Source organism: Mesorhizobium sp. M7D.F.Ca.US.004.03.1.1 (assembly GCF_003998635.1).
GTDB lineage: Bacteria > Pseudomonadota > Alphaproteobacteria > Rhizobiales > Rhizobiaceae > Mesorhizobium > Mesorhizobium loti.
Window position 1 is genome coordinate 1 of sequence record NZ_RZQG01001461.1, and the last position, 931, is coordinate 931.

General features: G+C 57.4%; 2 protein-coding genes. Both read right to left on the minus strand.

Annotated features, from left to right (window positions below; all coding sequences use genetic code 11):
- On the minus strand, nucleotides 1-196 hold a 196-nt coding region (locus EN935_RS37960; protein WP_127374337.1), incomplete at its 3' end, for an SDR family NAD(P)-dependent oxidoreductase.
- Nucleotides 197-437: 241 nt separating this feature from the next.
- Nucleotides 438-931: SDR family oxidoreductase (locus tag EN935_RS37965; protein WP_164771812.1), on the minus strand; the 494-nt coding region annotated here is incomplete at its 5' end.

The window sequence follows — 931 nt, forward strand, 5'->3', positions numbered from 1 at the left end:
CAAGGTCCCAGCCAAGCGCCATTGCCTTGTTTGATGCACCTTCAATCGACGCGACCGTCTTGACTGCCGCATCCATGGCGATATCAGCCACAGCGACACTGGCGCCTTCACGCGCAAGAGTCTGTGCAATCGCGCCGCCAAGACCGCCACCGCCGCCCAGCACCAGCGCCACCTTCCCGTTCAGGCCGAGATCCATTTCTTGTCACTCCTTTTTCAGTCCATTTGGCCGACATTGGTCGGCGCCCAAAGGCGGCGCAATCAAGCACCTACCTGCAGCAACGAAAAGACCCATTTGCAATTGTCGGGTCCGGCGGACACGGTCGACCCGCGATGTTGATAGGCCAGTCGAGCCCACTGCCGTCGGTGAACTCTCTGTCGGTCCCGAATCTGCCGAAAGACTCTTCGTTGAAGCTCGCCCGCCGCAAACGAGAGATCCGTCAGTCCATTATGACTCCGCAATTGGGATCAAGCGTTTGGCCTGTAAAAACATTGCCGTCGCTTGACGCAAGGAAAATGATCGACCGTGCGACGTCATAGGGCTCAACAAAGCGTTGCAAGGGTATTTTGAGACGGTTCTCATCGTTGTATTCTCGGCCGCCCCTAAATTTCTTCGTCGCGGTAGGGCCAGGGGAGACGCTGTTCACGGTAATGTGCGGAGCCAGAGCCAGCGCCATGGCCTTCGTCATGGTTCTCAAACCACCTTTCGCCGACGTGTATGGGATCAGAAGTGGCTCGCCGACATACGCAAGCTCGGAAGCTATGTTGATGATCTTGCCTTCGCCTTTGGCAAGCATGATGCGGGCGGCCGCCTGAGCGAGGAAGAAGGGCCCTTTCAAATGAACATCGACCTGCTGGTCGAAATGAGCCTCGTCTATGTCAAGGAATGCCTTGTCGCGGGCGCCGCCAGCGTTGTTAATGAGCACGTCTAGGC